The sequence below is a fragment of the Agrobacterium vaccinii genome, assembly GCF_021310995.1.
GTDB lineage: Bacteria > Pseudomonadota > Alphaproteobacteria > Rhizobiales > Rhizobiaceae > Agrobacterium > Agrobacterium vaccinii.
Genome location: NZ_CP054150.1, coordinates 86,091 through 112,662, shown reverse-complemented (window position 1 = coordinate 112,662; position 26,572 = coordinate 86,091). Strand labels below are relative to the sequence as shown.

Annotated in this window: 26 protein-coding genes; 10 read left to right on the top strand and 16 right to left on the bottom strand. The window is 57.9% G+C overall.

Going from position 1 to position 26,572, the window contains the following annotated elements; all coding sequences use genetic code 11:
• Positions 1 to 25 precede the first annotated feature (25 nt).
• The 5 genes from hutI to HRR99_RS00545 are packed head-to-tail and all read left to right on the top strand — an operon-like array spanning position 26 to position 5,871.
• Positions 26 to 1,282 (top strand): imidazolonepropionase, encoded by a 1,257-nt coding sequence (gene hutI, locus HRR99_RS00565; RefSeq protein WP_233122383.1) that lies wholly within the window; start codon positions 26 to 28, stop codon positions 1,280 to 1,282.
• Positions 1,279 to 2,814, top strand: a complete 1,536-nt coding sequence (hutH, locus tag HRR99_RS00560; protein WP_233122382.1) for a histidine ammonia-lyase — start codon at positions 1,279 to 1,281, stop codon at positions 2,812 to 2,814. Before hutI ends, hutH begins: the two co-directional genes overlap by 4 nt.
• A gap of 2 nt (positions 2,815 to 2,816) precedes the next feature.
• Positions 2,817 to 3,632: an N-formylglutamate deformylase gene (hutG, locus tag HRR99_RS00555; protein WP_233122381.1), complete on the top strand. Its 816-nt coding sequence runs from the start codon at positions 2,817 to 2,819 to the stop codon at positions 3,630 to 3,632.
• Entirely contained in the window at positions 3,629 to 5,302 is a 1,674-nt protein-coding gene (gene hutU, locus HRR99_RS00550) for a urocanate hydratase (RefSeq protein ID WP_233122380.1), read from the top strand. The genes hutG and hutU overlap by 4 nt, the downstream gene beginning before the upstream one ends.
• Before the next feature lie 5 nt (positions 5,303 to 5,307).
• Positions 5,308 to 5,871, top strand: coding sequence for a HutD/Ves family protein (locus HRR99_RS00545; protein ID WP_233122379.1), 564 nt, complete (start codon positions 5,308 to 5,310; stop codon positions 5,869 to 5,871).
• 22 nt (positions 5,872 to 5,893) lie between these two features.
• Here HRR99_RS00545 and HRR99_RS00540 read toward each other — a convergent pair whose 3' ends face one another.
• Together HRR99_RS00540 and HRR99_RS00535 are read right to left on the bottom strand one after the other, a co-directional pair.
• Complete coding sequence (locus tag HRR99_RS00540; RefSeq protein ID WP_233122378.1) at positions 5,894 to 6,775, bottom strand: LysR family transcriptional regulator; 882 nt, start codon at positions 6,773 to 6,775, stop codon at positions 5,894 to 5,896.
• Entirely contained in the window at positions 6,772 to 7,086 is a 315-nt protein-coding gene (locus HRR99_RS00535; protein ID WP_233122377.1) for a putative quinol monooxygenase, read from the bottom strand. The genes HRR99_RS00540 and HRR99_RS00535 overlap by 4 nt, the downstream gene beginning before the upstream one ends.
• Positions 7,087 to 7,242: 156 nt before the next feature.
• Here HRR99_RS00535 and HRR99_RS00530 point away from each other — a divergent pair, with 156 nt between their 5' ends.
• Positions 7,243 to 8,739 carry a CoA-acylating methylmalonate-semialdehyde dehydrogenase gene (locus HRR99_RS00530; protein WP_233122376.1) on the top strand — a complete coding sequence of 499 codons (1,497 nt, stop codon included), beginning with the start codon at positions 7,243 to 7,245 and terminating at the stop codon, positions 8,737 to 8,739.
• A 53-nt stretch (positions 8,740 to 8,792) separates the two neighbouring features.
• Here the strand turns inward: HRR99_RS00530 and upp are convergent, their stop codons facing one another.
• From upp to cyoA, 8 genes are all read right to left on the bottom strand, one after another.
• Positions 8,793 to 9,422 (bottom strand): uracil phosphoribosyltransferase, encoded by a 630-nt coding sequence (upp, locus tag HRR99_RS00525; RefSeq protein WP_077102204.1) that lies wholly within the window; start codon positions 9,420 to 9,422, stop codon positions 8,793 to 8,795.
• A gap of 101 nt (positions 9,423 to 9,523) precedes the next feature.
• A complete protein-coding gene (locus tag HRR99_RS00520; protein WP_233122375.1) occupies positions 9,524 to 10,513 on the bottom strand; it encodes an adenosine deaminase in 990 nt (329 codons plus the stop codon).
• Positions 10,510 to 11,730 (bottom strand): phosphopentomutase, encoded by a 1,221-nt coding sequence (locus tag HRR99_RS00515; protein WP_233122374.1) that lies wholly within the window; start codon positions 11,728 to 11,730, stop codon positions 10,510 to 10,512. Before HRR99_RS00515 ends, HRR99_RS00520 begins: the two co-directional genes overlap by 4 nt.
• A gap of 86 nt (positions 11,731 to 11,816) precedes the next feature.
• Positions 11,817 to 12,608, bottom strand: coding sequence for an SURF1 family protein (locus HRR99_RS00510; protein WP_233122373.1), 792 nt, complete (start codon positions 12,606 to 12,608; stop codon positions 11,817 to 11,819).
• A 123-nt stretch (positions 12,609 to 12,731) separates the two neighbouring features.
• The gene (gene cyoD / locus HRR99_RS00505; protein WP_233122372.1) at positions 12,732 to 13,148 is read right to left on the bottom strand and encodes a cytochrome o ubiquinol oxidase subunit IV; all 417 of its coding nucleotides are present in this window, start codon (positions 13,146 to 13,148) and stop codon (positions 12,732 to 12,734) included.
• Positions 13,148 to 13,774, bottom strand: a complete 627-nt coding sequence (gene cyoC / locus HRR99_RS00500; protein WP_045230080.1) for a cytochrome o ubiquinol oxidase subunit III — start codon at positions 13,772 to 13,774, stop codon at positions 13,148 to 13,150. Before cyoC ends, cyoD begins: the two co-directional genes overlap by 1 nt.
• A gap of 4 nt (positions 13,775 to 13,778) precedes the next feature.
• Positions 13,779 to 15,782, bottom strand: coding sequence for a cytochrome o ubiquinol oxidase subunit I (cyoB, locus tag HRR99_RS00495; RefSeq protein WP_233122371.1), 2,004 nt, complete (start codon positions 15,780 to 15,782; stop codon positions 13,779 to 13,781).
• Between the two features lie 138 nt (positions 15,783 to 15,920).
• Positions 15,921 to 17,009 (bottom strand): ubiquinol oxidase subunit II, encoded by a 1,089-nt coding sequence (cyoA, locus tag HRR99_RS00490; RefSeq protein WP_233122370.1) that lies wholly within the window; start codon positions 17,007 to 17,009, stop codon positions 15,921 to 15,923.
• Between the two features lie 313 nt (positions 17,010 to 17,322).
• Here cyoA and HRR99_RS00485 point away from each other — a divergent pair, with 313 nt between their 5' ends.
• Positions 17,323 to 18,645, top strand: coding sequence for an MFS transporter (locus HRR99_RS00485; RefSeq protein WP_233122369.1), 1,323 nt, complete (start codon positions 17,323 to 17,325; stop codon positions 18,643 to 18,645).
• 86 nt (positions 18,646 to 18,731) lie between these two features.
• On the opposite strand, the gene HRR99_RS00480 is transcribed toward HRR99_RS00485, so the two are convergent.
• Together HRR99_RS00480 and HRR99_RS00475 are read right to left on the bottom strand one after the other, a co-directional pair.
• The gene (locus tag HRR99_RS00480) at positions 18,732 to 19,313 is read right to left on the bottom strand and encodes a TadE/TadG family type IV pilus assembly protein (RefSeq protein WP_112497828.1); all 582 of its coding nucleotides are present in this window, start codon (positions 19,311 to 19,313) and stop codon (positions 18,732 to 18,734) included.
• Positions 19,314 to 19,323: 10 nt separating this feature from the next.
• The gene (locus tag HRR99_RS00475) at positions 19,324 to 19,941 is read right to left on the bottom strand and encodes a TadE/TadG family type IV pilus assembly protein (RefSeq protein ID WP_422387279.1); all 618 of its coding nucleotides are present in this window, start codon (positions 19,939 to 19,941) and stop codon (positions 19,324 to 19,326) included.
• Between the two features lie 202 nt (positions 19,942 to 20,143).
• On the opposite strand from HRR99_RS00475, the gene HRR99_RS00470 reads away from it, so the two are divergent.
• Positions 20,144 to 20,953: a FadR/GntR family transcriptional regulator gene (locus tag HRR99_RS00470; RefSeq protein WP_233122367.1), complete on the top strand. Its 810-nt coding sequence runs from the start codon at positions 20,144 to 20,146 to the stop codon at positions 20,951 to 20,953.
• Between the two features lie 90 nt (positions 20,954 to 21,043).
• Positions 21,044 to 21,910, top strand: coding sequence for an amidohydrolase family protein (locus HRR99_RS00465; protein WP_233122366.1), 867 nt, complete (start codon positions 21,044 to 21,046; stop codon positions 21,908 to 21,910).
• A 159-nt stretch (positions 21,911 to 22,069) separates the two neighbouring features.
• Here HRR99_RS00465 and fabI read toward each other — a convergent pair whose 3' ends face one another.
• The 3 genes from fabI to fabA form a co-directional block, all read right to left on the bottom strand.
• Positions 22,070 to 22,876, bottom strand: coding sequence for an enoyl-ACP reductase FabI (gene fabI / locus HRR99_RS00460; RefSeq protein ID WP_233122365.1), 807 nt, complete (start codon positions 22,874 to 22,876; stop codon positions 22,070 to 22,072).
• A 6-nt stretch (positions 22,877 to 22,882) separates the two neighbouring features.
• Positions 22,883 to 24,106: a beta-ketoacyl-ACP synthase I gene (gene fabB / locus HRR99_RS00455; RefSeq protein ID WP_233122364.1), complete on the bottom strand. Its 1,224-nt coding sequence runs from the start codon at positions 24,104 to 24,106 to the stop codon at positions 22,883 to 22,885.
• Positions 24,107 to 24,183: 77 nt separating this feature from the next.
• Entirely contained in the window at positions 24,184 to 24,699 is a 516-nt protein-coding gene (fabA, locus tag HRR99_RS00450; RefSeq protein WP_111840073.1) for a 3-hydroxyacyl-[acyl-carrier-protein] dehydratase FabA, read from the bottom strand.
• 300 nt (positions 24,700 to 24,999) lie between these two features.
• Between fabA and irrA the strand changes: the two genes are divergently transcribed.
• A complete protein-coding gene (irrA, locus tag HRR99_RS00445; RefSeq protein ID WP_111840074.1) occupies positions 25,000 to 25,419 on the top strand; it encodes an iron response transcriptional regulator IrrA in 420 nt (139 codons plus the stop codon).
• 57 nt (positions 25,420 to 25,476) lie between these two features.
• On the opposite strand, the gene HRR99_RS00440 is transcribed toward irrA, so the two are convergent.
• Positions 25,477 to 26,463, bottom strand: a complete 987-nt coding sequence (locus tag HRR99_RS00440; protein ID WP_422387322.1) for a Fe(3+) ABC transporter substrate-binding protein — start codon at positions 26,461 to 26,463, stop codon at positions 25,477 to 25,479.
• Between the last annotated feature and the right edge of the window lie 109 nt (positions 26,464 to 26,572).

The window sequence follows — 26,572 nt, the reverse complement described above, 5'->3', positions numbered from 1 at the left end:
AACATAAGGGAAGGGAAAACTCAGCATGAACGGCAACTCCATTCCAGAAAATAGCGAACGCGGAACAGCTGTTTCGCTGTGGCGAAACGCGCGGCTTGCGACACTCGATCCTTCGATGCCGGGCCTTGGATTTGTCGAAAAAGGCGCGCTTGCCGTCCAGGATGGGCGGATCGTTTTTGCTGGCCCGGAGGCGAATTTGCCCGCCGAGTTCAAGCGGGCAACCGAGAGCTTCGACTGCGAGGGACGCTGGATTACCCCTGCCCTGATCGATTGCCACACCCACCTCGTCTTCGGCGGCAACCGCGCCATGGAATTCGAGATGCGGCTGGAGGGCGCGAACTATGAAGACATCGCCAGGGCAGGAGGCGGCATCGTGTCGTCGGTTCGCGATACGCGGGCGTTGTCAGAAGACGAGTTGCTTGCGCAGGCTCTGCCGCGACTGGATACGCTGCTGGCGGAAGGCGTTTCCACCATCGAAATCAAATCCGGCTATGGGCTGGATATCGAGACAGAGCTGAAAATGCTGCGTGTGGCGCGCCGGTTGGCCACAGTGCGGTCCGTTCGAATCTTGACCAGTTATCTGGCGGCCCATGCCACACCCGCCGAATACAAAGGCCGCAATGCCGAATACATAGCGGACGTCGTACTGCCGGGAATGGAACGCGGCCATGCCGAGGGTCTCATCGATGCGGTCGACGGCTTTTGCGAAGGAATCGCTTTTTCCGTTGAAGAGATGCGCATGGTTTTCGACAAAGCCAAATCGCTTTGTCTGCCGGTGAAGCTGCATGCGGAGCAGCTCTCCAATCTCGGCGGCTCACAACTTGCAGCCACCTACGGGGCATTGTCTGCCGATCATCTCGAATATCTGGATAAGGCGGGTGCCGAAGCGCTTGGCAAGACCGGAACGGTTGCGGTGCTGCTGCCCGGCGCGTTCTATGCGCTTCGCGAGACGCAGGTGCCACCGGTGCAGGCTCTTCGCGATGCGGGCGCGGATATCGCGCTCGCCACAGACTGCAACCCAGGCACATCGCCGCTGACCTCGCTGCTGTTGACCATGAATATGGGTGCCACCCTGTTCCGCCTGACGGTCGAGGAATGCCTTGTTGCCACCTCGCGCAATGCCGCCAAAGCACTGGGTCTGCTGTCAGAGACCGGAACGCTGGAGGTCGGGAAATCCGCCGACTTCGCGATCTGGGATATCCAGCGTCCCGCCGAGCTCGTCTACCGCATCGGTTTCAATCCGCTTCATGCCCGTATTTTCAAGGGACAGATCACATCATGACCATCACGCTTCATCCCGGCTCCGTACAGCTGGCCGATCTTGCCGATATCTACTGGAACAATGGTTCGGCTAAGCTCGACCCATCCTTCGATGCAGGCATTGAGCGCGCAGCGAAACGCATCGCTGAAATCGCGGCAGGCAACGCCCCTGTCTATGGCATCAACACCGGCTTCGGCAAACTCGCCTCCATCAAGATCGATTCAGCCGATGTGGCTACCCTTCAGCGCAATCTCATCCTGTCGCATTGCTGCGGCGTGGGTTCAGCACTGCCCGAAAATGTCGTGCGCCTGATTATGGCGTTGAAGCTGATTTCACTGGGTCGCGGTGCATCTGGCGTGCGGTTGGAACTGGTGCGGCTGATCGAGGGCATGCTGGAAAAGGGCGTGATCCCGTCCATCCCGGAAAAGGGTTCGGTCGGGGCGTCTGGTGATCTTGCACCCTTGGCGCACATGGCCGCGGTGATGATGGGTGAAGGCGAAGCCTTTTATGGCGGCATGCTCATGCCAGCAGCCGACGCGCTTTCCAACGCGGGACTCACGCCGGTGGTGCTGGCCGCCAAAGAGGGTCTGGCGCTGATCAACGGCACGCAGACCTCAACTGCATTGGCGCTGGCAGGCCTTTTCCGCACCCATCGCGCCGCGCAGGCAGCGCTGATTACCGGCGCGCTGTCCACCGATGCGGCCATGGGCTCATCCGCGCCGTTCCATCCTGATATCCACACGCTTCGTGGCCACAAGGGCCAGATCGATGCAGGTGCAGCACTTCGCAATCTGCTGGAAGGCTCTGAAATCCGCGTGAGCCACATCGAAGGCGACGAGCGGGTGCAGGACCCCTATTGCATCAGATGTCAGCCACAGGTGGATGGTGCCTGCCTCGATCTGCTGCGTCAGGTCGCTCACACATTGCAAATCGAAGCCAATGCCGTCACCGACAACCCGCTGGTTCTCTCGGACAATTCTGTCGTCTCAGGCGGCAACTTCCACGCCGAACCTGTGGCGTTCGCTGCTGACCAGACGGCGCTCGCCATCTGCGAAATCGGTGCGATTGCCCAGCGTCGCATCGCGTTGCTGGTCGATCCCGCCTTGTCCTACGGACTGCCCGCCTTCCTGTCGAAAAAGCCGGGGCTGAACTCCGGCCTGATGATTGCCGAGGTCACGTCTGCGGCCCTGATGAGCGAAAACAAGCAGATGTCGCACCCGGCATCCGTCGATTCCACGCCCACATCCGCCAATCAGGAAGACCATGTGTCCATGGCCTGCCACGGCGCGCGTCGCCTGCTGGCGATGACGGACAACCTGTTTGCTATCATCGGCATCGAGGCGCTGTCTGCCGTTCAGGGCGTGGAACTGCGCGGCCCGCTGAAGACGAGCCCGGAGCTACAAAAGGCGATGGCCGTGTTGCGCGCTGTCATCCCGTCGCTGGATGACGACCGCTACATGGCCCCCGACCTGAAAGCAGCCTCGGAGTTGATCGCGTCCGGTGCGCTGGTGTCCGTCATCTCCCAGGGCATTCTGCCGAAGCTTGAGGCGTGAGGATGCCTGTTTTCGAAACGCACCATGGCTCCTCGCCGGTCATTCTCGGCCTGCCGCACACGGGAACCGATGTGCCCCCGGATATCTGGGACCGTCTGAACGACAACGGAAAAATTCTTGCCGATACCGACTGGCACATTCACGATCTCTATGCCGGGTTGCTGGATGATGCGACCACCGTGCCCGCGACCTTCCACCGCTATGTCATCGACGCCAATCGTGATCCGCAGGGCTCCAGCCTCTACCCGGGCCAGAACACGACCGGTCTGGTTCCGACAACCGATTTCGATGGCAAGCCGATCTGGAAAGAGGGGCAAGAGCCGACGCAAGCGGATATCGCCCAACGTCTGGCGACATTCCACGCGCCCTATCACGCAGCCCTTGCCGCGGAAATTGCGCGAGTAAAAGCCATCCATGGCATCGCCATTCTCTATGATTGCCACTCCATCCGCTCGCATATTCCCTTCCTGTTCGACGGTGCCTTGCCGGATTTCAATATCGGCACGGATATGGGCCGCACCTGCGACCCCGTTATCGAAGCCATCGCCGTCGATGTGACAGCGCATGCACAAGGCTACACGTCTGTGCTCAATGGTCGCTTCAAGGGTGGCTGGACGACGCGGCAGTATGGGAAGCCGGAAAGCGGGGTTCACGCCATTCAGATGGAACTGGCGCAATCCACGCATCTGGCAACGGAAGCACCGCCCTTTGCCTATGATGCTGAAAAGGCTGGAAAGCTTCGCATTCACCTCAAAGACATTCTGACCCGCATGGAAGACTTTGCGCTGCACGCCAACGATATGGGGAGACCATCATGACCAATCCGCGCCACAACGAACGGGAAGTTCGCAGTCCCCGAGGCTCCGAGCTCAACGCCAAAAGCTGGATGACCGAAGCGCCGTTGCGCATGCTGATGAACAATCTCGACCCTGCCGTGGCGGAGCGACCGCATGAACTGGTCGTCTATGGCGGCATTGGCCGGGCCGCCCGCACCTGGGAGGATTTCGACCGCATCGTCGCAACGCTGAAGGACCTCAACGAGGACGAGACGTTGCTGGTCCAATCCGGCAAGCCCGTGGGCGTGTTTCGCACTCACACGGATGCGCCGCGCGTGCTGATTGCCAACTCCAACCTCGTGCCGCATTGGGCAACGTGGGAGCATTTCAACGAACTCGATAAAAAGGGACTGGCCATGTATGGCCAGATGACCGCCGGTTCGTGGATTTACATCGGAACGCAGGGCATCGTGCAGGGCACCTACGAAACCTTCGTGGAAGCCGGTCGCCAGCATTATGACGGCAATCTCAAGGGCAAATGGATCCTGACCGGCGGGCTGGGCGGCATGGGCGGCGCACAGCCGCTGGCTGCCGTCATGGCCGGGGCCTGCTGCCTTGCGGTGGAATGCGATGAGACACGCGTGGATTTTCGTCTGCGCACCCGCTACGTCGATGCCAAAGCCCATACGCTGAATGAGGCCTTGGCGCTGATCGACCAATGGACGGCGGCAGGTGAGGCGAAATCCGTTGGCCTCATTGGCAATGCGGCGGAGATTTTCCCCGAACTGGTCAAGCGCGGCATTCGCCCTGATATCGTCACCGACCAGACCTCGGCACATGATCCTGTTCACGGCTATCTGCCTATCGGTTGGACCGTCGCGGAGTGGCGCGCCAAACAGGAGAGCGACCCGAAAGCAGTAGAAGCTGCGGCGCGCGCTTCCATGAAGCTTCAGGTTCAGGCCATGGTCGATTTCTGGAATGCAGGCGTTCCGACACTCGATTACGGCAACAATATCCGCCAGGTCGCCAAGGAAGAAGGCCTCGAAAATGCCTTCGCCTTCCCCGGTTTCGTGCCTGCCTATATCCGCCCACTGTTTTGCCGGGGCATCGGCCCGTTCCGCTGGGCAGCGCTTTCGGGTGATCCCGAAGATATCTACAAGACCGATGCCAAGGTGAAGGAACTCACCCCCGGCAACACGCATCTGCACAACTGGCTTGATATGGCGCGCGAGCGCATATCCTTTCAGGGCCTGCCTGCCCGCATCTGCTGGGTGGGCCTGGGTGATCGTCACCGTCTGGCGCTCGCCTTCAACGACATGGTCAAAAGCGGCGAGCTGAAAGCCCCCGTCGTCATCGGCCGCGACCATCTCGACAGCGGTTCCGTTGCCTCACCCAACCGTGAAACGGAAGCAATGAAGGACGGATCAGATGCCGTTTCCGACTGGCCGCTGTTGAACGCGCTGCTGAATACCGCATCGGGTGCAACCTGGGTTTCCCTGCACCATGGCGGCGGCGTGGGCATGGGCTTTTCGCAGCATTCCGGCGTCGTCATCTGCGCCGATGGGTCGGAAGATGCGGCACGGCGTCTGGATCGAGTGTTGTGGAACGACCCGGCCACCGGCGTGATGCGTCATGCCGATGCAGGCTATGAAATTGCGTTGGACTGCGCCCGGGAAAAGGGACTTCGTCTGCCAGGTATTCTCGGTAACTGAACGCCATGAAGCTCTACCGCGCAAGTGAATACAAGCGCATGCCTTGGAAGAACGGTGGCGGGGAGACGGTGGAGATCGCCGTCTTTCCGCCAGATGCCTCAGTCGATGATTTCGACTGGCGCATCAGCATGGCGATGGTTGCCAGTGACGGGCCATTTTCGATTTTTCCCGGTATTGATCGAACGCTATCCATTTTGGACGGAAGCGGCATGTCGCTGTCAATAAATGGGGCCGTGCCGATCGTGCTGACCGAAACCAGCGAACCTCTCAGCTTTACTGCCGATGTTCCGGTCGATGCTGTCCTTGTCGATGGACCCATTACCGATCTCAATGTCATGACCCGTCGCGGCAGGTTTTCGCATCGGGTGGAACGGAAGTCCTCGGACGTCCTCATCGATCCCTCACCAATCGGCGACACGATTTTTATCCTCGCAACGGGTCAAATTTCCTTGAAAACGGAGGGTCAGGTCGTCGTTCTCGATGCTCTGGATGCCGCATTGATCGATAGGCAAGCTCAGATCATCACCGGACATGCGGCTTTCCATCTGATCTCTTTGCGGGCCGTCTGACAGGACGCTGCCGAAAGACCAGTTACAGGAACATCCGCCTTTCCCCGGCAATGCATTCTTGCAGAAATTCTACGACCGTCTTGACGCGGGCGAGTTGTCGCGCGTTTTCGTGAAAGGCTGTCCAGTAGGAACGGCGGATGGAAATGCCGGGCAAAAGGCGCACAAGTTCTGCCTCTCCCCGTGCTATATAGTCATGCAGTATGCCGACGCCTGCCCCTGACCGCACCGCCTCGGTCTGGCCGATGGCGCTCGATATGGCAAAGCTTGCATCCCAATCCCGCATGATCTCGCCGGTGAAATTCAAGGATGGGGAGAAGATCAGATCTTCTACATAACCGATGCGGCGATGCTGCTTTAGCGCATCGATATCTTCCGGGCGCCCATGTTTTTCGACATAAGCCCTTGAGGCATAGAGGCCGAGCGAATAATCGGTGAGCTTCGAAAAGACCAGCCGCCCCTGCTCCGGCCTTTCGATGGTGATGGCGATATCCGCCTCGCGTTGTGAAAGCGAAAAGGAGCGCGGTACCGGCACGAGTTCGATCTTCAGTTCCGGGTGACGAGCCGTCAGTTGCCCCAGCCGCGGCGCCAGAAAAGAGACGCCGAAACCATCCGGTGCGCCGATCCGCACCGTACCGCTGACTGCCGCATCGCCCCGCCCAAGGCTCGCCTGAACGTCCAGCATTTCTGCCTCCATCCGCTCGGCGGAGACAAGAAAGCGCCCGCCCTCCTCGGTCAGCTCGCAGCCAGTGGTACCGCGAATGAAGAGCCGCGTCTTCAACGCCTCTTCCAGAGAGGTCAGCCGCCGGGACAGGGTCGCGTGATTGAGCCCGAGACGCCGGGACGCAGCCAGGATCTGCCCCGTGCGCGCAACGGCCAGAAAGATGCGGACATCATCCCAGTTCATGATTTGCTGCACATCATGATAGCATCGACCTCGAAAAGCGTGAGCTTCGTGACCATGCCAGCGGTGCCGTTCTTGTATGTCAGAAAGTGAGGCGTCTGAAGATGTGCCTCATATGCCGCGACGTCCCGGTAGATTTCGAGAACCCGAATTTTCTCGGGGCTGCCTTTAATGGCGACAGCGTTTAACGCCAGCACACCATCCTCGATCCTGACGGATGCTTCAATTTCCTCCGCCAACTGGCGTCGATAGTCTTCCAGATAAGATGGGTCTATTTCGATCTCGGCCATCCTGACACCTCGATTGTCCGCCATTGAACTGCTTCTCCGGTTTGCAAAAATTGAGGTACATCTTTTATCTCAAGTGACGTCACGCTTTAATTTACGCACAACGGATGATTATGCGAGGTTATTGATTTGTGCAATTCAAAGCGCAAAGGTGGGACCATCAAAAAATCAGGAGGAACACCCATGAAGCAGATCGGCCATTTCATCGACGGCAAGCATGTTGCTGGCACCAGCGGCCGCACATCCAATGTCTACAATCCGGCAACGGGCGAAGTGCAGGCGACGCTTTCTCTGGCTAGCGATGCGGAAATTCTGGCCGCCGTCGAGAGCGCCAAGGCCGCCCAGCCGAAATGGGCAGCGACCAATCCGCAGCGCCGTGCGCGCGTGTTCTTCAAATTTGTTGAGCTGCTGAACCAGAACATGGATGAGCTGGCCACGCTGCTCTCCAGCGAACACGGCAAGACGGTGGAAGATTCAAAGGGCGATATCATTCGCGGTCTTGAAGTCTGCGAATTCGTCTGTGGCATTCCGCATCTCTCCAAAGGTGAGTTCAGCGAAGGTGCTGGCCCTGCCATCGATATGTATTCCATCCGCCAGCCGGTTGGCATCGGCGCTGGCATTACGCCGTTCAACTTCCCCGGCATGATCCCGATGTGGATGTTTGCGCCAGCCATTGCCTGCGGCAACGCCTTCATCCTAAAGCCTTCCGAGCGCGATCCATCGCTCCCGATCCGTCTTGCAGAACTGATGATAGAAGCTGGTCTTCCCGCTGGCATCCTCAATGTCATCAATGGCGACAAAAGCGCGGTTGACGGCATTCTGACCAACCCGGATATTGGCGCGATCTCGTTTGTCGGCTCCACACCGATCGCCCGCTATGTTTATGGCACGGCAGCGATGAACGGCAAGCGCGCTCAGTGCTTCGGTGGCGCGAAGAACCACATGATCATCATGCCGGATGCCGATCTCGATCAGGCCGTCAGTGCCCTGATGGGTGCCGGTTACGGTTCCGCTGGCGAGCGCTGCATGGCGGTGTCCGTTGCTGTTCCCGTGGGCGACGAGACAGCTAACCGTCTGGTGGAAAAGCTTATTCCACAGATCGAAGCACTGAAAATCGGCCCTTATACCGATGACAAGGCTGATATGGGCCCGTTGATCACCAAGGAAGCTCAGACCCGCGTTCAAGGCTTGATCGATAGCGGTGTGGAACAGGGTGCGAAGCTTCTTGTCGATGGCCGCAACTTCAAGCTTCAGGGCTATGAAGACGGCTATTTCGTCGGCGGCTGCCTGTTCGACCACGTCACCACCGACATGGACATCTACAAGCAGGAAATCTTTGGACCCGTTCTCTCGGTCGTTCGTGCCAAGAACTATGAGGACGCGCTCGATCTGCCGATGAAGCATGAATACGGCAACGGCGTTGCGATCTTCACCCGCGATGGTGATGCGGCCCGCGATTTTGCCAGCCGCATTAATATCGGCATGATCGGTATCAACGTTCCGATCCCGGTTCCGCTGGCCTACCACTCCTTCGGCGGCTGGAAGGCTTCGAGCTTCGGCGATCTCAACCAGCACGGCACAGATTCGATCAAGTTCTGGACGAAGACCAAGACGGTCACGGCACGCTGGCCTTCGGGCATCAAGAGCGGTGCTGAATTCGTCATGCCGACGATGAAGTAACGCCGACCGAGATACCAAGCGCCCTCAATTCGTTGAGGGCGCTTTTTTATTGTTTATTTCGTGCCGTACATGCGGTCACCCGCGTCACCGAGACCGGGCATGATGTAGCCCTGTTCGTTCAAATGGCTGTCGATCGAGGCCGTGAAGATCGGCACGTCAGGGTGCGCTTCACGGAAATTCTTGATGCCTTCGGGAGCGGCGAGCAGGCAGAGGAAGCGCATGTTCTTTGCGCCGCGTTCCTTCAATTTGTCCACGGCAGCGATGGAGGAGTTGCCGGTTGCCAGCATCGGATCGACAACGATGATCAGGCGTGCATCGAGATTATCGGGTGCCTTGAAGAAATATTCCACCGCTTCCAGCGTATCGTGATCACGGTACACACCGATATGCGAGACGCGGGCAGATGGCACGAGCTCCAGCATGCCTTCCAGCAGGCCGTTACCAGCGCGCAGGATGGAGGCGAAGACTAGCTTCTTGCCTTCCAGAACCGGCGCGTCGATGGTCTGCATCGGCGTTTCGATGGTCTCCATCGTCATTTCCAGATCGCGCGTGACCTCGTAACACAGCAGCGTCGAGATTTCCCGCAGCAGACGGCGGAAACCGGCGGTCGAGGTTTCCTTCTTGCGCATGATGGTGAGTTTGTGCTGCACGAGGGGATGAGCGATAACGGTGACGCCGTCCATGAAGCTGGCCTTTTCTTTTATCTATGATGTCTCTGTATTTCACCGAATGAGCGGTTTTCGCAAGACCGGAAGCACATTTTGCACCTCCGGTCCCGCTCGATTTATGCTGCTTCAGACTGCGCATACAGCGTGGCAAGCAGCGTCGCGCGTGTGTCCTCATCCACGAAAGCGGCCTCCAGCGATGTACGGGTCATGGCATTGATCTCCGCATCGCTGAAGCCGAAAGCATGGCGGGCGATCTCATATTCCTGCGCCAGCGACGTGTGGAAAAACGGTGGATCGTCGGAGCTGATGCAGACACGCACGCCCGCATCGCGAAGGCGCTTCAAGGGGTGGCTTTCAAAATCCGGGTAGACGTTGAGTGCAATATTGGAGCCGGGGCAAACCTCCAGCACCGTGCCGAGGTCCACCAGCCGCGCAACCAGTGCATCGTCCTCGATGGCGCGCACGCCGTGGCCGATCCGCTGCGGTTTGACGAGATCGAGGGCATCCGCCACGCTGAACGCGCCGCAGACTTCGCCCGCATGGATGGTGAGCCCAAGCCCGGCATCGCGGGCAATATCGAAGGCGCGGGCATAATCCGCCACGCAGCCCATACGTTCTTCACCTGCCATGTTAAAGCCGGTGATCAACGGGTGCCTGACACGCGCTGCGTATTCGGCAGCGGCAATCACGCTTTCGGGGCCGAAGTGACGCTCGCCTGTCACGATGATGCGCGCTTCGATGCCGGTCTTTTCCTTCGCCGCCGCAATGCCTGCCGCGATCCCAGAGAGATAGGCATCCGCGCCCAGGCCGATACGGTCGCCGTGATCGGGCGAAATGATGAGTTCGCTGTAGATGGTGTTTTCGCCGGCGAGTTCGTTCAGATAGGTTTCCGCCAGAAGCGCGTAATCTTCCTCGGTCTTGAAGACCTGGGCCACGGCATCGTAGCAGCGGATGAATTCGGCAAAATCCGTCCAGATGTAGGCGCCATCGCGCAGGAATCCGCTGCTGTCTATGCCGTATTTCTTTGCCTGCCGTGCCACCAGCACAGGCGGGGCGGCACCCTCCAGATGGCAATGTATCTCTGCTTTCAACAAATGCGACGTCACATGAAACTCCTGCCGTGGCGGCCCGTGGGTATGCTGAGATGGGACGCGATGCTTTCGCCGATATCGGCAAAGGATGAGCGGATCCCGATATTGCGTTCTCGAATGCCGGGACCGAAGGCCATGATCGGCACGCGCTCTCGGGTGTGGTCGGTGCCGCGCCATGTCGGGTCGCAACCATGGTCGGCGGTGAGGATGGCCATATCTCCGGGCTGCATCTTGCGGTGAATTTCCGGCAGACGCGCATCGAAGGCTTCGAGAGCTGCCGCATAACCCGCCACATCGCGGCGGTGGCCGTAGATCATGTCGAAATCGACGAAATTGGTAAAGACGAGATCGCCGTCTTCGGCCTCTTCCATCGCCTGCAATGTCGCATCCATCAGCGCGTCATTGCCATTGGCCTTGATGACGCGGGTAACGCCCTGATGGGCGTAGATATCGCCGATCTTGCCGATGGCGAGCACCTTGCGGTCCCTCTCTACCAGGCGGTCGAGCAAAGTCGGCTCCGGTGGCAGAACGGAAAAATCGCGGCGGTTGCCGGTCCGCTCAAAGGTCGCGGCGGTTTCACCGACAAAGGGCCGGGCAATGACGCGGCCAATATTAAGCGGATCGACTATCTTTCGGACGGTCTGGCAAAGGGCGATCAATCGTTCCAGCCCGAAATGCGTCTCGTGCGCTGCAATCTGCAACACGGAATCCGATGAGGTATAGCAAATCGGCTTTCCGGTCCTGATATGCTCTGCACCAAACCGGGCGATGATGTCCGTGCCGGATGCGTGGCAGTTGCCGAAAATGCCGGGGACATGACCCTCTTCGCAAATGGCAGCAACCAGTTCGGGCGAAAAGGCCTCGCCTTCCGTCGGGAAATAACCCCAATCGAAACGCACCGGCGTGCCTGCAATTTCCCAATGGCCAGATGGCGTGTCCTTGCCCTTCGAGACCTCGTTGGCGCAGCCGTGGATGCCATAGATGCGTTCGGGCGGCTCCATGCCCGCTGGCGCCTCACTGCTGGAAAGCTGGGCGATGTTCAAAAGGCCGAGCGCCGACATGTTCGGCAATTTCAGCGGCCCGGAGCGCAGGCCCGCGCGATCCGCAGCACCAGCGGCGCAGAACTCGGCGATGTGGCCCAGCGTATTGGAGCCGAGATCGCCATATTGCTCGGCATCCGGCGCGCCACCGACACCGAAGGAATCCAGAACGAGGAGAAAAGCCCGTGCCATACGTCACCACAAAAAGCGCGGCGCAAAGGGCCGCGATAACAAACGAGTGATATAATCACCGCGAGAGAAAAGGTGAAACGCTTTCTTTAAGCACTCTCTTGAACGCCCGTGGGGTCGTCCTTGCTGGCTGTCTTCGGCGCATTGAGGTTGCGCGTGACATACCATCCCGCAGCCACCACCATGCCCGCCAGAATGTACCAAGTGATGGCGTAGGACAGGTGGTTGTTGGGAAAGGTAAGCATGGTCTTGCCACCGATGGGGAAGCCGCCCGGATTAGGTGTCGCATCCGCATCGACGTAAAAGGGCGCGGCATTTGCGATCTGCTTGGTCTCGGTAATCTGGGCAATATTGCGCGAATACCAGCGATCGTTCTTCGGATCGTTGGTGCGCAGGAACAGCCCGCCCGTCTCTGGCGCACGCATCAAGCCCACGACATCGACGCGGCCTTCGACCTCGCCTTGCGGGCGTGCGGAAGGCTCACGCTTGTCGGTGGGGACGAAGCCGCGGTTGACGATGACAGAGGAGCCATCGTCGCGTTGCAGTGGGGTCAGCACCCAGTAGCCGGGGCCGAGATCGGAGACCGTATAGATCTGAACCTCATCCTGATGGCGGAAGGTGCCAGACAGATGAACGCGGCGATATTCGTATCGCGACGGGTCGGTCAGAGTGGGCCACTCGCTGGCCACAGGCGCTTCCACGGGGGCGGCATGGGCACGCTCTTCCACATGGGCGATCAGATCGCGTTTCCACGCCAAGCGGTTCACCTGCCATGTGCCGAGCGCCAGCAGGCAGCCGGTCAGGACAATTGTCATGAAGATGACGACGATGGCCGCAGGGCGGATCCCCTTGCGGGACGCTGTTTCATTTTGAATGGTCATCGGAGCTTTCCCGCTCAACAGAAAACCCCATGAATCCGCTCTCCGATTCATGGGGTTTTCTGTCTCTCGGAGAAGAGCGGCCCGCTTTTCGAGCGGGCCACCATATTGTTGCAACGGTACCGGTTACGGCATGTTGCGCATCTGCTCCATGGTCATGGTCGGCATCATGTTCTTGTTCATGTTGTACATGACCCAGAGCGAGCCGACGAGCGTGATCATTACCACAACAAGCGTGAACAGCAGCGACATGAAGGTCCAGCCGCCCTGCGACTTGGTGTTCATGTGCAGGAAGTAGATCATGTGCACGAACACCTGAATCACGCCGAAGATCATGATGACGATGACAGTGGTGGTACGGCTTTCGAGAACATCGCCCATGACCAGCCAGAACGGAATCGCCGTCAGGATGACCGAGAGGATGAAGCCGATCATGTAGCTCTTGAAGGAGCCGTGATCTTCGCCGCTATCGTGGTGGTGATCGTCGCCATGTGTGTGTGCATGACCGTGATCGTGGCTATGGTCGTGTGTGTTTGCACTCATCACAGAACTCCAACCAGATAGACAAAGGAAAAGACGCCGATCCAGATCACGTCGAGGAAGTGCCAGAACATGGACAGGCACGTCAGGCGGCGCATGTTTTCAGGATGCAGACCGAACTTCTTGACCTGCACCATGAGCGTCACCAGCCAGATGACGCCAAAAGTGACGTGCAGACCGTGCGTACCGACCAATGCGAAGAAGGCGGACAGGAACGCCGAACGCTGCGGTGTCGCACCCTCGTGGATCAGGTGGTAGAACTCGTAAAGTTCCAGCCCGAGGAAGGCGAGACCGAACAGGCCGGTAATGGCGAGCCAGATCAGCGTCGTGTTGATCTTCTTCTTCTGTGCCTCCAGCATGGCAAAGCCATAGGTGATGGATGAGAAGAGAAGGAAACCGGTGTTGATCGCTACCAGTTTCAGATCGAACAGATCAGCGCCCGATGGGCCAGCCGCATAGCTGCGACCGACGACGGCATAGGTTGCAAAGAGCGTTGCGAAGATCAGGCAGTCGCTCATCAGATACAGCCAGAAACCGATGGATGTACCGTTTTCCGGGTGGTGGTCTTCCTTCAGGTAGAAGACCGGCTTTTCCGCGCCATTGGCGCTCTGGGCAGGTGCTTGAGACATTCTGTTACGCCTGAGTTGCCAGCAGCTTCGTACGTTCTGCTTCGACTTCCGTCACATCCGAAACCGGGATGTAATAGTCGCGATTGTAGTTGAAGGTGTGGGCGATGGAGACCGCGATGATCGCAACCAAGGATACGATTGCCAGCCACCAGATGTGCCACACCAGGGCAAAGCCGAGAACGACGCTGATCGCGCTGATGATGACGCCTGTGCCGGTGTTCTTCGGCATGTGGATGGGGATGAAACCATCGACCGGACGCTCCGCATTGTGCTTCTTCATGTGCGCCCAGGCATCGATTTCATGCACGACCGGCGTGAAAGCGAAGTTGTAGGCAGGCGGCGGCGAAGACGTGGACCATTCCAGCGTACGACCACCGTAGGGATCGCCGGTCACATCACGCAGCTCTTCGCGTCGCAGGAAGCTGACGACGAGCTGGATGAGGAAGGAGGCGATACCGAGTGCGATGAGGAATGCACCGAAGGCGGCAACGATGAACCAGATTTGAAGCGACGTGTCTTCGAACTGGCTGAGGCGGCGAGTGACACCCATCAGGCCGAGCACGTAGAGCGGCATAAAGGCGAAGTAGAAGCCGACGAACCAGAACCAGAAGGACAGCTTGCCCCAGAAAGGATCGAGACGGTAACCAAAAGCCTTCGGATACCAGTAAGCGATACCAGCCAGAACACCGAAGACCACGCCGCCAATGATCGTGTTGTGGAAGTGGGCGATCAGGAACAGCGAGTTGTGCAGCACGAAGTCAGCAGGAGGAACAGCGAGCAGAACGCCCGTCATGCCGCCGATGACGAAGGTGATCATGAAGCCCATGGCCCACAGCATCGGCACATCGAAGGTGATGCGACCCTTGTACATCGTGAACAGCCAGTTGAAGATCTTCGCACCCGTCGGGATCGAGATGATCATCGTCGTGATGCCGAAGAAGGCATTGACGCTGGCACCCGAACCCATGGTGAAGAAGTGGTGCAGCCACACGACGTAAGCGAGAATGGTAATAACCACCGTCGCATAGACCATCGAGGCATAACCGAACAGGCGCTTGTTGGAGAAGGTCGACACGATCTCGGAGAAGATGCCGAAGGCTGGCAGCACGAGAATGTAAACTTCCGGGTGACCCCAGATCCAGATGAGGTTGACATACATCATCGGGTTGCCACCGAGATCGTTGGTGAAGAAGTTCGTACCAACATAACGGTCGAGCGTGAGCAGAGCGAGTGTGCCGGTCAGGATCGGGAAGGACGCCACGATCAGGATGTTCGAACACAGCGATGTCCAGACGAAGATAGGCAGGCGCATCAGCGTCATGCCCGGCGCGCGCATCTTGATGATGGTGACGATCAGGTTGATACCCGACAGCGTCGTTCCCACACCAGCGATCTGCAAGCCCCAGATATAATAGTCGACGCCCACACTCGGACTTCCCTGAATACCAGACAGCGGCGGATAGGCCAGCCAACCGGTCTGCGCATATTCACCGATGAACAGTGAGATCATGGTGATGACGGCACCAGCCGTGGTCATCCAGAAGGAGAAGTTGTTTAGGAACGGGAAGGAAACGTCACGCGCACCGATCTGCAACGGAATGATATAGTTCATCAGACCGGTGATCATCGGCATCGCCATGAAGAAGATCATGATCACGCCGTGGGCGGTGAAAATCTGGTCGTAGTGATGCGGGTTGAGATAACCTTCGGAACCGCCAGAGGCGATGGCCTGCTGGAGGCGCATCATGATGGCGTCGGCAAAGCCACGCAGCAGCATGACGAGGGCCAGAATGATGTACATGATACCGATCTTCTTGTGATCGATAGATGTAAACCATTCCTTCCAGAGATAGCCCCAGAGCCGGAAGTAGGTGAGCGCGCCAAGAACGGCTGCGCCACCGAGCGCCACGACCGCGAAGGTCACGATCAGAATGGGCTCATGGAAAGGGATGGATTCCCACGTCAGCTTCCCGAAAAGGAACGACGTTTGATCGGTATTGACGACCATTTTAGCCTCTTGCGATTTTCGGGGCGCCGTTCGTCCACTTGGCGAACAGCAGCACCCACATCATTGAATCTACGTTCCCGACGAACCGGGACGCCCAGAGCTGCGCGAACTTCGCGCGGCCCCCATGCAATTCATCACTCAGCCCGCGCTTTTGCCTGCGGACGGCAGTGCTGCCTTCGTATCGGGCAGAGCTGCCGGTTCGAATGTCTGGCCTTCGATGGCCGCCGGTACAGACTGTGGGCCGGACGCGACGCCGTAAGGCGAAAGCGGCGTGCAGACCACGGAGTTCAGCGCCTTTGCGATATCGATGCCTTCCTTGCCGCCGCCGCCATTGGCGTCGATGTGCATCATGTCACGCATGCACAGCTTGTTGGGCTCGACGCAGCGGTTGAGGATGGCGTCGTAAAGCTCTGGATCGACATTGGCGAAATACTGCACGGGCTCGCGCTCGCTCGGCTTTGCGAATTCGAGATACTCCATGCGACCGAAGCCCTTGCCGCCATCCTTCGCCTTGGCAACCCACTGGTCGAAGCCCTGCTGGCTCATGCCATGGAACTTGAAGCGCATGTGCGAGAAACCGGGACCGGAGAAGTTGGCCGAGAAGCCGTCATAGACGCCTTCCTTGTTGATCACAGCGTGAAGCTTGGTCTGCATGCCGCCCATGGCGTAGATCTGACCGGCAAGCGCTGGCACGAAGAACGAGTTCATCGCCGTGGTGCCGGTGATCTTGAAGTTGATGGGAACATCGACGGGCGCTGCAAATTCATTGACGCTGCCAATGCCCAGTTCCGGGTAGAAGAACAGCCACTTCCAGTCCATCGCCACGACTTCGACCGTGATCGGCTTCATGTCGGCGGTGACCTGACGGTCCTGATCGATGCGTTCGATCGGGCGGTAAGGATCGAGACGGTGCGTGGAAATCCACGTCACGGTGCCGAGCATCAGAATGATCGCGACCGGCGCAGACCAGATGACCATTTCGAGACGCGTGGAGTGGTGCCATTCCGGATCGTAATCCTCCGCCTTGGCGGATGCGCGGTACTTCCACGCAAAGAACAGCGTGAGAGCAAGGACCGGAACGATGATGAGGAGCATCAACACGGTGGAGGTGATGATGAGGTCGCGCTGCTGGACGGCGATATCACCCGAAGGATTCATCACAACGAGATCGCAGCCGCTTAACAGCAGCAGAGACGAAATGGCCAGGAGGGCAGATGGAATTTTCATGAGCGTGCGCACGTTCTGGTACTCGTACTGTTTTTGGTATTGTGGCGTATACTTATCAAACGTCATAAATGACATGAGGTAGTTTGTCGCGGTGCAACATAAGTTTTCGAACCGCAATCATTGCGGCGCTCGGAGGGGCACCGGAACGCAGAGAATGAGCCATTATCTCATAGGATAGCGTGCGAGCAACCCCTCATCTGTAATCTTCATTTGACGCCCTTGAACCCCTGTGTGACAATCCGTCGCATAACGTCGGCGATAGAGGAGCGTCGGTCGTTATGGTCATGGCATGCCCATACGCAGGAGGGAATTTATGAGCTACACCGATACGTCCTATACGGACCACAATGGGCGCAAAGGCCAACCGACAACGCCGGTGGCTGTAGACCCGGATCGCATTACGATCGCGGTTATTCTCGCCAGAATGACGGAATTCTTCGACTTTTTCGTCTATGCCATCGCATCTGCGCTGGTCTTCCCTCACGTCTTCTTCTCCTTCGTCGATCCGCTGACCGCAACACTTTATTCCTTCGCCGTCTTCTCGCTTGCGTTCATTGCACGGCCCATCGGTTCCCTGCTTTTCCTTCAGGTTGACCGCAAATTCGGCCGCGCCGTCAAACTGACACTCGCGCTCTTCACTCTCTGTGGCTCCACCATGGCCATCAGCTTCCTGCCCTCCTATGCGGATGCAGGCATGCTCGCGCCTCTTCTTCTGGCTTTGTTCCGTATCGGCCAGGGCATTGGCCTGGGTGGCGCGTGGGATGGCTTGGTATCGTTGCTTGCCATGAATGCGCCGGAGAAGCAGCGCGGCTGGTATGCGATGATGCCGCAATTGGGTGCAGCCATGGGCTTTGGCTTGGCAAGCGCCTTCTTCATCATCTTCACCACGCAGCTGTCCAACCCGGAGTTCCTCGCCTGGGGCTGGCGCTTCCCGTTCTTCGTCGCACTCGCGCTCAACGTTCTGGCACTGTTTGCCCGGCTGCGCATGATCGTGACGCCAGAGTTCCAGACCATGCTGCAACAGCATGAGTTGGAGCCGAAGCCGATGTTCGAGATGCTGCGCAACCAATCACGCGTGGTTCTGACAGGTGCCTTCGTGCCGCTGGCAAGCTTTGCACTCTTCCACCTCGTCACGGTGTTTCCGCTTAGCTGGGTATCGCTCAACACGAACCAGAGGGTATCAGACTTTCTGTTCGTGCAGTTCGTCAGCGCCATTATCGCTGGCGGCATGATTGTCGTTTCCGGCGTGCTCTCGGATAAAATCGGTCGTCGCAAGCTGATCGGTATCGCGGCCTGTCTTATCGCGGTTTTCAGCTTCATAGCGCCGGTTCTGTTGTCATCTGGCGATATCGGCCGTTATCTCTTCGTCCTTATCGGCTTTGCTCTGCTTGGTCTTTCCTTCGGACAGTCGGGTGGAGCCCTCGCCTCCAGGTTCAGCCGCGAGTACCGCTATACCGGCGCGTCACTGACGTCTGATATTTCGTGGCTGATCGGTGCAGGATTTGCACCGCTCGTGGCGCTCGGCTTCTCGTCCAAGTTCGGCCTGTTTGCGGTGGGCATCTATCTTCTGTCCGGCGCGCTCTGCACCATCGTCGCGCTCTACTTCAGCCGAACACTGGACATGCCGGCGGACTAAGTGGCAGAACTATATGAATGAAAAAGCCGCGACTGCTGAAAAGTGGTCGCGGCTTTTTATCATCTACGAACGTGCTTCACATACGCTCAGCAGTCTGAGCAGGTAATCGGGTCAGCTTCACGCTTGGCGAAGTAATAGTCGCGCCCGATGGTGATCGGTGTCAGTTTCGACGACAGTGTCGACATCACCATGAGCAATGTGTGTGGCACGGTCAGTTCCGCGTGGATGAGAAAGGCATTGGCCTGTCTCAGGTTGGCGGGAATGTTGACGATGGAATTGACAGGATAGGGCTTTCGGTCGCTCTCATCCCATGACCAACTGACTTTCGCCACCTTGTTGGCATCGACCTGTATGCCGGTGATCTTCAACTTCATTCCCGTCGTTTTATAGGGCACGAATATGGCACCGGCCACATCTCTCATCGTGCCGAGATAGGCCTTGTTGACCGTCTGAGGCTGGGATACCAGATCGGCGATGGCACCGGCAGCGCGCGTGGCGCGCTTGTAGATGCTAAAGCCGATCGTCAGCTCGAAGGCCGTGATGTAGAGGGCAACGAGAAGCGGGAAGACAATCGCAAACTCCACCGCGCCGACGCCCCGGCGGTCACGTTTGAGGCGCGTCAGTGTCTCTATAAATTTGCGAAGAATGGAAGATATCCCGCTTTTCATATCCGCGCCCTCACTGATAGGCCTCATTGAGGTAGGCGTCCGTCGCGACGATCAGAAAATGCGAGGGCATGGAGCCATCTTTAGGGCGAATTCTGGTGAGGAATGGGCGGACCAGATCCGTGGTTACCTGCCAGCGGTAATAGACCCTCAGCATGTTGATCGTTTTGGGCCCACCCGGCGAAAACCCGAACGCCGATTCGTCTAGATCGTAGAACTGACCGTTCAGCATCAACGGAACCGTCTTTGGAATATCGGCAAAGGTCGAGAACTTTCTAAGATCGATGTAGAGTTTTTTCGGCGTCCTGATCTCATCCGTCGAGCAGGTAATGAGGATAGACACTTCCGCGCAGAATTGCTTCCTGAACTCGTCCCTTGTGATCGTGCTGGCAATCTGCCCGGTGCGCAATCTGCGCGCCATCGTGTCGGTGGCATTGGACACAAGCTGCTCGCCCATCATGGCCAGAAAGGTTTCGATCGTGGCAAAAACGATGAGAAAATAGGGAATGGCAAGAATAGCGAACTCGATAGCCGCTGCGCCATCGCGCGAGCGTGCAAATTTCCGAGCCAATTTTGCTTTGGAAAACAGTGATCGCATAGAGCTTTTTCTATCTTCATGACGGGAAAGCATGTCTGCCGCAAAGCTTTTATGCGATAGAACTGTAGCGCGGCTTCGTTTAAATTGTCTTTCCTGAAAACTTTGCATTTCCAGTATCAGTGTGATTTGGCGTTCAGAGCCAGCAGCCGGAGATCATATCAATGGATGCTGGAAATAATATAAATATTGCCAATTCCCCGCATTTACGGGATATTTGCAGAAATCTTAATCAATAATGGAGACGACGCGCGTCAGCGATGTCTCGAATTGCCCGGAGTTCATTTTGGCCAGCGTCCATGAAACCGCCGAAAGCGGCGTGAAAGAACAATCCTCAATCGGTCGTTCCGGTGGCTCGCTCGTCAGCCAGACGGCAGATGCGCTGCGGCACGCCATCTTGTCTGGAGAATACAAGCCGGGAGACAAGCTGCCCAGCGAGGCGGGCCTGACGGAACTCTACAAGGTCAGCAGGACCGTCGTGCGTGAAGCTGTCGCAGCATTGCGTGCAGACAAGCTGGTGGAAGCCCGCCACGGCGCAGGCATATTCGTATTGACGCTGCCGACGCAGCAACCCCAGCCTTTTCAGGATGTGGATCACGACCGCATTTCATCGATCATCGAATTGCTTGAACTGCGCGCAGCCGTCGAAACCGAAGCCGCCGAACTTGCTGCCGTTCGCCGCTCGCCCGCCCAGGAAGAAGCGATCATGCGCTGTCTGTCGGCCGTGCAGACTTGCATCGAAAACAGCGAGCCGACATCGGAGGCGGATTTCAAGCTGCATCTCGCTATTGCCGACGCCACCAACAATCCGCGCTTCCGTGAGTTCCTGGAAGTGATGGGCCAGAACGTCATTCCGCGCGCAGCCCTGCGCTCGTCACAGTCCGAGAAAACAGCCGCGTCCTACCTTCAGCAGCTTCAAAAGGAGCATGAGGTCATCGTCAACGCCATCTCGGATGGAGACGCAGCTGCCGCCCGGGAAGCCATGCGCCAGCATCTGAAGGGCAGCCAGCAGCGCTATCGTGCCATGCTGCGGCAGACGGACCGCTAATCAAGTAAGGAAGGTGAGCGCGGTGGCGTCCGTGGAGGGCACGCGCCCGTCGCGCCAAATCGAGGGGGCGTTTTCGCCCGGAGGAGAATCATGACCATCACCAGAACATTCGAAGGTCGGTCGCCACGCGTGACCGTGCCGAGGGGCACGATCGATACGCAGATGCACATGTATTTGCCGGGCTTTCCCCAGCAGGCAGGTGGTCCACCTGTTCCCGAGGGCACGCCGGGGCCGGATGAGTACCGCCGTCTGATGAACTGGCTCGGCATCGATCGTGTCGTCATCACGCAGGGCAATGCTCATCAACGCGATAACGGCAATCTCATCGCCTGTCTGCGGGCCATGGGCACTATGGCGCGCGGCGTTGCCGTCATTACGCGTGATACACCCCTCGACGAACTGCAGGAGCTTTGCGATGTGGGTGTCGTTGGAGCACGGATCATGGATCTGCCGGGTGGTGCTGTCGATCTCAGCCATCTGGAAGAGGTCGATAGTCTTGCGCAGGAACTCGGCTGGTGCATCGCAGTTCAGCTCGACGGCTCCAACATTCTCGACCACGAGACACGTCTCGGCGCCATCAAAAGCCGCTGGATACTGGACCATCACGGCAAGTTCTTCGCAGGCGTGACGCCGGACAGCCCGCAGATCGCAGCGCTGAAGCGGTTGATCGACAAAGGCAATTGCTGGTTCAAATTTGCTGGCTGCTACGAGTCCAGCCATTCCGGTGGGCCTGACTTCGAAGACATCGCAGCCGTTGCCCATGACATCGCCACCTATGCACCGGATCGCATCATCTGGGGCACCAATTGGCCGCACAACAATGCCAAGACGAAGGAAGAGTATCCTGACGATGCCGATCTCATGGATACCGTATTGTCGTGGTTGCCTTCGGACGAGGCCCGCCGAAAGGCGCTGGTGACCAACCCGGAAGAGTTGTTTGGTTTCGGCACGGTCTAATGCGAAAATGCAAATGACCCGTTTACACTCTCCGTCATTCCGGCCTCGAGCCGGAATCCAGCAGCACCGCGTCTGCTGTGCGAAAGAGTCTTTCTGTGATCAAGGACTTGATCACACTGGATCCCGCATCACGTGCGGGATGACGGAGTATGACGGGCCTTACTCGCTGTCAGCGTTGTAGAGCACTTCGAGCGTCGGGATCGAGGTGATGTTGAAACCGCCGTCGACATAGTGGCACTCACCGGTGACACCACGTGACAGGTTCGACAGGAGATACAGCGCGGAACCGCCGATATCATCAATATCAGGCGTACGACGCATCGGTGCGTTCTTCTGGTTCCACGAGAATATGGCGCGCGCATCCGAAATACCGGCACCGGCAAGCGTGCGAACCGGACCTGCGGAGATGGCGTTGACGCGGATGCCCTTCGGGCCATAGTCGGCAGCCAGATAACGCACGGACGCTTCGAGAGCCGCCTTTGCCACCCCCATGACGTTGTAGTTTGGGATCACACGCTGCGAACCATTATAGGTCAGCGTCAACATCGAGCCGCCATCGGTCATCAGTTCGGCGGCACGCTTGGCGATTTCAGTGAACGAGAAGCAGGAGATGACCATCGTGCGGCTGAAGTTTTCGCGCGTGGTGTTGGCGTAAAGCCCCTTCAATTCGTTTTTGTCGGAAAAGCCGATAGCATGGACCACGAAATCTATGGAACCCCAGCGTTCACGCACAGTTTCGAACAGGGCATCCACCGAGGCGATGTCTTCCACGTCGCAGGGTACGATGAAGTCAGAGCCGACTTCCGCCGCAAGCGGCTTCACACGCTTGCCCAGCGCTTCGCCCTGATAGGTGAAGGCCAGTTCTGCGCCCTGAGCAGCCACCGCCTTGGCGATGCCCCAGGCGATAGAGTGATTGTTTGCGACACCCATGATGAGGCCGCGCTTTCCCTGCATGATGCCGTTCATGGGCAATTATCCGTTGTAGCGCTGGAAGACGAGCGTGGCGTTGGTGCCGCCGAAGCCAAAGGAGTTCGACAGAACCGTATCGATCTTGGCATTGTCGATGCGTTCGCGAACGATTGGCACGCCTTCGAATTCCGGATCGAGCGTTTCGATATGGGCGCTTTTGCCGATGAAACGTTCCTGCATCATCAAAAGACCGTAGATGGATTCCTGAACGCCTGCGGCACCCAGCGAGTGGCCGGTGAGCGACTTGGTCGACTGCACATGCGGGATTTTGTCGCCGAACACTTCGCGGATCGCGCCGACTTCCTTGCTGTCGCCAACGGGTGTGGATGTGCCGTGGGTGTTGATGTAATCGACATCGCCCTTCACCGTTGCCAGCGCCTGACGCATGCAGCGGATGGCGCCTTCGCCCGATGGCGCGACCATGTCGTAACCATCCGATGTTGCCCCGTAACCGACGATTTCTGCGTAAATCTTGGCGCCGCGTGCCTTGGCATGTTCCAGTTCTTCCAGAACCAGAACGCCGGCACCGCCAGCGATGACGAAGCCATCGCGGTTGACGTCATAGGCGCGAGAGGCGACCGATGGCGTGTCGTTATACTTGGACGACATGGCACCCATGGCATCGAACAGGTTCGACATGGACCAGTCGAGGTCTTCGTGTCCGCCAGCAAACATCACGTCCTGCTTGCCCCACTGGATCATTTCAGCGGCATTGCCGATGCAGTGCGCCGATGTCGAGCAGGCCGAGGAGATGGAATAGTTGACGCCGTGAATCTTGAACCAGGTGGCAAGCGTCGCGGATGCTGTGGACGACATGGCCTTCGGCACGGCAAACGGGCCGATGCGCTTGGGGCTGTTGTTCTTCAGCGTGATGTCGGAGGCTTCAACGATGGTGCGGGTGGACGGACCGCCCGAGCCCATGATGATGCCGGTGCGCTCGTTGCCGCTGATGACGCTCTCTTCCAGACCGGAGTCTGCAATCGCCTGCTTCATGGCCACATGGTTCCACGCACCGCCCTGGGACAGGAAGCGCATGGCGCGACGGTCAACCAGATCGGTCGGGTCGAGAGACGGCTTGCCCCAGACCTGGCATTTGAAGCCATGCTCGGCAAAATCCGGCGAGAACGAAATTCCCGACTTTGCATCTCTCAAGGACGCCGTAACCTCTGCGGCATCGCTGCCGATGGATGAAACAATACCGAGGCCGGTGACTACAACTCTTCTCATAAAGTTGACCTTTTCTGTGTTTGCCGACTGACGTGTCTGTTTTGGGCGAAAAAACCGCCCGTTTCAAACGTCAGGGATCAGGCGGTCTTTTCTTTCGACAGGCCGACACGCAGGTCAGACGCTTGATAAATGGTTTCGCCATCGGCCTTCAGCCAGCCATCGGCGGTGCCGAGCACAAGGCGACCGCGCATGACGCGCTTGAAATCGATGCCGTATTGCAAGAGCTTGGTTTCAGGGCGAACCATGCCCTTGAACTTCACTTCGCCGGTGGACAGCGCCATGCCGCGACCTTCTTCACCCAGCCAGCCGAGGAAGAAGCCCGTCAACTGCCACATGCCGTCGAGACCGAGGCAGCCTGGCATGATAGGGTTGCCCTGAAAGTGGCATGGGAAATACCAGTCATCCGGCGAGACGTCGTATTCCGCGCGGATGAAGCCCTTGTCGTGGGCGCCGCCGGTTTCGGAAATTTCAGTGATGCGGTGAACCATAAGCATAGGAGGCAGAGGAAGCTGTGCATTGCCCGGGCCGAACAACTCGCCACGTCCGCATGCGAGAATTTCCTCATAGTTATAGCTGGATTGCCTCGTTGCCATATCGCTTCCGTTTCCCCGTTGACTGTTCGTTGCACGACTTCTGTAGATCAAGTTAGGTTTAAAATGAAGCGCCACAAGGGCAACTTGCATTTGGAAACCTTCATGTCTTCCGTCGAAGCCTTGCCTCAATATGGCGCCCGCATACAGGAAGCGTAAGACAGGAACCAGAGGAAAATTGCAAAAAGCACCGGTTTGCAGCCAATTGCCGCGCCCGCCACACCGGAAACTATTGAAAGGACTGCGCGTAAAAGTTATATGCTACTTCGATTGGGTTTTATTTACCGCTTGGGGCAGCATTGTATGGCATTTGACGCCACATTGGACATTGGAACACGGTTGCGCCGTTTCGGCCTGCGCCCGACGCGCCAACGCGTCGCGCTGGGCGACCTTCTGTTTGCCAAGGGTGACCGTCACCTGACCGTCGAGGAATTGCATGATGAGGCAGTGACTGCTGGTGTCCCCATCTCGCTTGCGACGGTTTACAACACGCTGCACCAGTTCACCGAGGCAGGTCTCATTCGCGTTCTGGCGGTCGAGGGTGCAAAAACCTATTTCGACACCAATGTTTCGGATCACCATCACTTCTTTGTCGAAGGTGAAAACGAAGTGCTCGATATTCCGGTCAACAATCTGCAAATCGGCAATCTGCCGGAGCCGCCTGAAGGCATGGAAATTGCCCATGTGGACGTGGTCATTCGCCTGCGCCGCAAGCGCCGCTGATCACTTCACGTCGAGTGCCGCTTTGAAAACGGCACTCCCCAGCTGCTTTGCTGCTCGCTAGTTCGACGGACCATCATTAAAGCCAACTTCGTCCACCAGTTCGGATGCTTCCTTACGGTGAGCGGCAATTTCCGTCAGCGACAATGTATCGGGCTTGATCGGTCCGAAGTTCTTCACGACGTCTGAGGGCTGAGCGCCAGGCAAAACGGGATACTCAAACACCTGCTTGGCATAGATTTCCTGCGCTTCACCGGATGCAAGGAATTCCATCAGCTTCAGGGCATTGTCCTTGTTGGGCGCATATTTGGTCATTGCCACACCGGAAATATTGACGTGTGTGCCACGATCCTGCGCATTCGGGAAAATAACGCGAACAGCATTACCCCAGACCTTTTCCTCCGGCTCCTGCTCGTTGGTCAGCATGAGCCCGACGTAATAGGTGTTGCCGAGAGCGATATCGCATTCACCGGAATAGATCGATTTCGCCTGGCTGCGATCCGTCCCATCGGGCTTGCGGGCCAGATTGTTCTTGAGCGCGGTCAACCATGTGCGTGTGTAATCCACACCATGATGAGCGATCATGGATGCAAACAGCGCGATGTTATAAGAGTGCTGGCCATCACGAATGCAGATTTTGCCCTTCCACTTCGGGTCGGCAAGCTCCTCGTAGGTGATGTCTTTCTGCGTAACGCGCTCCTTGGAGGCATAGACCACACGCCCGCGGGTCGTCAGTCCGAACCACTCGCCTTCTGGATCACGCAAATTAGCGGGAATGTCCTTTTCGATGACCGGATCATTCAAGACGGGCTGTGTAACCTTGCCTTCCTTTGCCTCGACCAGACGGGCGATATCGACGGTCAGCAGAATATCGGCGGGCGAATTGACGCCCTCGGCCTGAATGCGCTCGACCAGTCCCTTGTCCAGAAACAGCACATTGGTCTCGATACCGGTTTCCTTAGTGAAGGCATCCAGCAACGGCTGGATCAACTCCGGCTGGCGATAGGAGTAGACGTTGACCTCCCCACCCGCAAAAGCTGTGGACATTCCGCAACTAACAACCGATGCCGTCGCCGCAATCGCACAAATGATGGATTTCGTCCTTGCCATGGGGAATGCCTCCGATAAGTTGGATTCTTGAGTTGTTTGTTCATGA

What these genes read in the sequence shown, in the direction of transcription:
- hutI (WP_233122383.1), top strand. Translation starts at nt 26, where the DNA reads ATGAACGGCAACTCCATTCCAGAAAATAGCGAACGCGGAACAGCTGTT.
- hutH (WP_233122382.1), top strand. Translation starts at nt 1,279, where the DNA reads ATGACCATCACGCTTCATCCCGGCTCCGTACAGCTGGCCGATCTTGCC.
- hutG (WP_233122381.1), top strand. Translation starts at nt 2,817, where the DNA reads ATGCCTGTTTTCGAAACGCACCATGGCTCCTCGCCGGTCATTCTCGGC.
- hutU (WP_233122380.1), top strand. Translation starts at nt 3,629, where the DNA reads ATGACCAATCCGCGCCACAACGAACGGGAAGTTCGCAGTCCCCGAGGC.
- HRR99_RS00545 (WP_233122379.1), top strand. Translation starts at nt 5,308, where the DNA reads ATGAAGCTCTACCGCGCAAGTGAATACAAGCGCATGCCTTGGAAGAAC.
- HRR99_RS00540 (WP_233122378.1), bottom strand. Translation starts at nt 6,775, where the DNA reads ATGAACTGGGATGATGTCCGCATCTTTCTGGCCGTTGCGCGCACGGGG.
- HRR99_RS00535 (WP_233122377.1), bottom strand. Translation starts at nt 7,086, where the DNA reads ATGGCGGACAATCGAGGTGTCAGGATGGCCGAGATCGAAATAGACCCA.
- HRR99_RS00530 (WP_233122376.1), top strand. Translation starts at nt 7,243, where the DNA reads ATGAAGCAGATCGGCCATTTCATCGACGGCAAGCATGTTGCTGGCACC.
- upp (WP_077102204.1), bottom strand. Translation starts at nt 9,422, where the DNA reads ATGGACGGCGTCACCGTTATCGCTCATCCCCTCGTGCAGCACAAACTC.
- HRR99_RS00515 (WP_233122374.1), bottom strand. Translation starts at nt 11,730, where the DNA reads ATGGCACGGGCTTTTCTCCTCGTTCTGGATTCCTTCGGTGTCGGTGGC.
- HRR99_RS00510 (WP_233122373.1), bottom strand. Translation starts at nt 12,608, where the DNA reads ATGACCATTCAAAATGAAACAGCGTCCCGCAAGGGGATCCGCCCTGCG.
- cyoD (WP_233122372.1), bottom strand. Translation starts at nt 13,148, where the DNA reads ATGAGTGCAAACACACACGACCATAGCCACGATCACGGTCATGCACAC.
- cyoC (WP_045230080.1), bottom strand. Translation starts at nt 13,774, where the DNA reads ATGTCTCAAGCACCTGCCCAGAGCGCCAATGGCGCGGAAAAGCCGGTC.
- cyoB (WP_233122371.1), bottom strand. Translation starts at nt 15,782, where the DNA reads ATGGTCGTCAATACCGATCAAACGTCGTTCCTTTTCGGGAAGCTGACG.
- cyoA (WP_233122370.1), bottom strand. Translation starts at nt 17,009, where the DNA reads ATGAAAATTCCATCTGCCCTCCTGGCCATTTCGTCTCTGCTGCTGTTA.
- HRR99_RS00485 (WP_233122369.1), top strand. Translation starts at nt 17,323, where the DNA reads ATGAGCTACACCGATACGTCCTATACGGACCACAATGGGCGCAAAGGC.
- HRR99_RS00480 (WP_112497828.1), bottom strand. Translation starts at nt 19,313, where the DNA reads ATGAAAAGCGGGATATCTTCCATTCTTCGCAAATTTATAGAGACACTG.
- HRR99_RS00475 (WP_422387279.1), bottom strand. Translation starts at nt 19,941, where the DNA reads ATGCTTTCCCGTCATGAAGATAGAAAAAGCTCTATGCGATCACTGTTT.
- HRR99_RS00470 (WP_233122367.1), top strand. Translation starts at nt 20,144, where the DNA reads ATGGAGACGACGCGCGTCAGCGATGTCTCGAATTGCCCGGAGTTCATT.
- HRR99_RS00465 (WP_233122366.1), top strand. Translation starts at nt 21,044, where the DNA reads ATGACCATCACCAGAACATTCGAAGGTCGGTCGCCACGCGTGACCGTG.
- fabI (WP_233122365.1), bottom strand. Translation starts at nt 22,876, where the DNA reads ATGAACGGCATCATGCAGGGAAAGCGCGGCCTCATCATGGGTGTCGCA.
- fabB (WP_233122364.1), bottom strand. Translation starts at nt 24,106, where the DNA reads ATGAGAAGAGTTGTAGTCACCGGCCTCGGTATTGTTTCATCCATCGGC.
- fabA (WP_111840073.1), bottom strand. Translation starts at nt 24,699, where the DNA reads ATGGCAACGAGGCAATCCAGCTATAACTATGAGGAAATTCTCGCATGC.
- irrA (WP_111840074.1), top strand. Translation starts at nt 25,000, where the DNA reads ATGGCATTTGACGCCACATTGGACATTGGAACACGGTTGCGCCGTTTC.
- HRR99_RS00440 (WP_422387322.1), bottom strand. Translation starts at nt 26,463, where the DNA reads ATGTCCACAGCTTTTGCGGGTGGGGAGGTCAACGTCTACTCCTATCGC.